At 50.9% G+C, this 3,602-nt stretch carries 3 protein-coding genes and 1 pseudogene; 2 read left to right on the forward strand and 2 right to left on the reverse strand.

Annotated features, from left to right (window positions below; genetic code table 11):
• A pseudogene (locus N7650_RS27770) lies at positions 1-450 on the reverse strand (hypothetical protein); the annotation flags it as partial.
• 451 nt (positions 451-901) lie between these two features.
• Between N7650_RS27770 and N7650_RS27775 the strand changes: the two are divergent.
• Positions 902-1,936, forward strand: a complete 1,035-nt coding sequence (locus N7650_RS27775; RefSeq protein ID WP_279900896.1) for a hypothetical protein — start codon at positions 902-904, stop codon at positions 1,934-1,936.
• 466 nt (positions 1,937-2,402) lie between these two features.
• On the opposite strand, the gene N7650_RS27780 is transcribed toward N7650_RS27775, so the two are convergent.
• The gene (locus N7650_RS27780) at positions 2,403-3,044 is read right to left on the reverse strand and encodes a LysE family transporter (RefSeq protein ID WP_279900897.1); all 642 of its coding nucleotides are present in this window, start codon (positions 3,042-3,044) and stop codon (positions 2,403-2,405) included.
• Between the two features lie 112 nt (positions 3,045-3,156).
• Between N7650_RS27780 and N7650_RS27785 the strand changes: the two genes are divergently transcribed.
• Positions 3,157-3,602, forward strand: a 446-nt coding sequence (locus tag N7650_RS27785) for an Lrp/AsnC family transcriptional regulator (protein ID WP_279900898.1), incomplete at its 3' end; no start/stop codon positions are given.

The raw sequence follows: 3,602 nt of genomic DNA on the forward strand, positions 1-3,602 counted from the left end.
GAGTTCTATTTCACTAAGCGAGCCTTCAGGGCTCCTTAGATACTCTGATATTTCGATGTGTAGGTCGTCGTATTCTTGTTTTATATCTTTCAATGTCTCTGATGTTTTTTGCATGTCTCCAGTCATTACATCTGACACAAATCGGCAAAACTCTGAGAAGTTTAGTTCAAGTATGTATCGAGTTATAACTGTTCTGACTTGAAGGCACTTGAAAGGCTGCCATCGGTGCTCGATGAATTTTTTTATTATTCGGTGCTTTCTAAGCTCATTATTTGTGATCCCGGTATAGGCATTCTCAGGAAGTTCTATGGTGGAGCTACAAAGAATTTCTGCCGATGTAGAGCAGCCTGAACCTGTTCTTCCTGTTAAGCCAATTACAACAAATCTCTTGTTTTCTTTGTAAACGCTTTCAATGGCTCTAGCTGATGAGTTTCCTGAGATTTCTGACATATACTTGCTCCATGCGTGAATTTTCTAGGGTCGCTGTTAGTTGCTGTGTAATTCTTTTTAATATTTACAAGGTAGGTCAGCCTAACGATAAATTTCTATGATGGCAATATGAGGTCGCCGCCGCTTTAACTTATCAACTGTGTTTTGGGTGCCATCAAATGTGTGTGCTATCTCTGAATAAGAATTATTAGCTTATGATAAGCTTGCGCATTAATTGTTGGTTGGGCACTCTGTTTCAGCCAGCCCCTTATTGAAAGCAGCTTGAAAACGGGGACTGAGAACGGGGACAGATTTCTTTGCCGTTGGTGGAAATAAATCCGTCCCCGTTTTTGCTAGTCTCCAAAATTGTGAATGCTGGTATAGCATCATGCTATCGTGCTTGGAGCCCGTAAACAACGGGGTGGGTTCGACTACACTGGACTGATCGTCGATGGAGTATAGGGGCTAAGCTGTGGCGAATCTGGGGAAGCTGTGGGCAGGACGAGCATTCGGAACAAATACAGGAAATCTTTCAATCACCTTCGAAAACGACGGAGAGGAGTTAGCCGGTATTGTCCGCTTCCATGACGAAGTATTCGGGCTCGTCACCTACAAAATCCATGGCACGTACCGTGATAAAGTGGAGTTGACTGGCACGGCCATAACGCAAGCGGAGGGAGTTGAATACGGTGAGCTGACTGTCAAAGCAACCCTCACGCCAGAAGGCAGTCTGAAAGGCGAATGGTACACCTCGATAGGATCAGGTGGCCCATTCATGGCCCATCCACATGGTGTTGGCCCGGCGACCAGCGAAAAAACAGACCTAGGTATTGAACAGTTCTACACACAGGCATACACGCTTGGAGCGTTGAGGCTTGCAAAAGACGATGTGATATCGCTCATGGAGGCAGTGAAGAAAGACTTCAACGCCGAAGCGAAGCTGATCGTGACCTACAGAAGTGCAGGAGCGGAAGTGACTCAGCACGGGAAAGACTTCCTAGCACAGATGGATGGACAAAAGAAGCTGAATTACCTGAAGGTGTACATGCAAGAGCCTGACGAATTTGGTGTGAACAGGTTTGCTTTTGCAGAACTGGCAGAGCCTGGTTTCAATCGAGTTGTTGTACAGGGCGTTCGTGAGATTTGGGTAGAAGGTAAGGCCCAAATGTTGCGTAGTGAGCTGGTGAGACATGAAAAAAGCATTATCACGAACTTCAAGAAGTTTGGGTTGAACCTGAATCAGCTTGCACTGTTCGTCATGATAGTTGCAATAACCTACGTGCCAGAGTTTTGGATGAAAGCGTTAGTCGGCATTCTAGTGTTTGGGTTGATTAAGTTTGTTGGGTGGTTGCATGTGGCATTCATTCCAAATGCCTCCATTCGTCTCAGTGATGTTGAAGAAAATTGGGTTGCACGTTGGGGTACGTCCGTATTGACCTGGGTGGCGACGGTTGCCTCCTCTGTCGTAGGCGGGTATCTGATTTATTTTTTAACAAAGACTGTATGAGTGAGGATGTGTATGAGGAGTCAAACCACTTGCAAGAAGTGTGGCTCCGTCTACAAGCTCACAGTGACAAAATTCCCTGTGCGTGATACGGTCTCTATAGACTGTACCGCCTGTGGACCGGTTCAACAGATTGAAGCGCAGAACTCATAGCGAGACACGAAAAGCATCTGAAGCAGCAACAAGGCCAGCAGCATGAAGAGCAACTAAAAAACGAAAAACGGGGACAGATTTATTTTCCGTTGGTGGAGCTAAATCCGTCCCCATTTTCTACTTTGCCAGGGCTCTGGCCCATCGCGAGGGAGTGCGCAGCGACCTCAAACCATCCAGCACGAGTTCAGCTTCGCATTAGATTCCGGATTCAAGGCGCCTGGTAGATCGCATCAACCCAGAAAGTCCGGTGTGGCAGTGTTTGGGACCGCCTTGCGGTCCATCGCAGGCAAGCCAGCTCCTACCCGGACCGAGTCGACTAGAAGACGTCGCGCAACCCGTTGAATACCTGAACCAAACCGAAGGTGCCGATAACCACAGCGGAAACTGCAGAGATGCCCCGCATGAATGAAACAGACATCTTCTTGCGTAACACCGCCGTGAGCCCGCTCAAGCATAGCCACCAGGCAGCAGAGCCCAAAAACACCCCGCAGAGCATTGGAACCGTGGCAAGCCATAGTGCTCTGCCTTCCTGTTGGTGCTCGACGGCCAGCGGGTCCAGTGCGGCAAAAATCGCTATGAACGCCAATATGGTCATCGGATTGGACAGGGTTAAGCCAAACGCTGTCAGAAAATCACGGGTGACTGCCGCCGTGGCCGGCACCTGCGCCGCCTGCCTGGGTTTCAGTGCGTCCCGGGTAATGCTCCACGCCAGCCACACCAGGAACGCACCGCCAACCACTTTGAGAAAGACCACCAGAGAGGGGGCTGAAACGGCGATGCCGGTAATGCCAATCGCGCCCAGAAACCCGTAGAGCGTATCAGCGCTTGCAGCCCCCAGCCCGGTCGCCAGCCCCGAGCGAAAACCTCGTTTCAGGCTGCGCTGAACGCAGAGCAATCCAATCGGGCCCACGGGTGCAGCAATTGAAAAGCCGATAACCAGCGATTTGACGAACAACATGGCCCTCTCCCGGCGTTACTCATTGATAACGGGAAAAGGGTACGTGTCCGCCCGATTGTGCTGAATGTGTTTTCCAAGGAATATTCAGGCTTTACCTAAGGAATTAAGGTGTATGGACGATATCGACTGGAAAATCCTCGGCCGCCTCCAAAGCAACGGCCGTATGACCTACACCGAACTCGCCCGCCACGTGCATCTCTCGGTGCCAGCCGTCACCGAACGCGTCAAGCGCCTGGAGGAGGATGGCGTGATCGAGGGCTACGCAGCCCGAGTCAACCCGGTAGCAGCTGGTTATCAGGTCAGCGCAATGTTGGCCATGACGGTCCCCCAGCCAGCCAAAGCCAAATTTCTCAAGCTGCTGCAGTCGATCCCCGAAGTCCTGGAATGCCACCACATCACCGGCGCCGATTCCTACATCTTCCGCGTAGTCGCCGCCAGCATGAGCGACCTGGAGCGGCTGATCGAAAGGATCAACCTCTACGGCGAGACGCGAACCTCCATCGTGATGTCCACCCCAATCCCCTCACGCGCGCTTGAGCGACCCGTTCGGCCGACCTG

It is taken from the genome of Pseudomonas sp. GD04058 (assembly GCF_029836855.1).
GTDB lineage: Bacteria > Pseudomonadota > Gammaproteobacteria > Pseudomonadales > Pseudomonadaceae > Aquipseudomonas > Aquipseudomonas bharatica.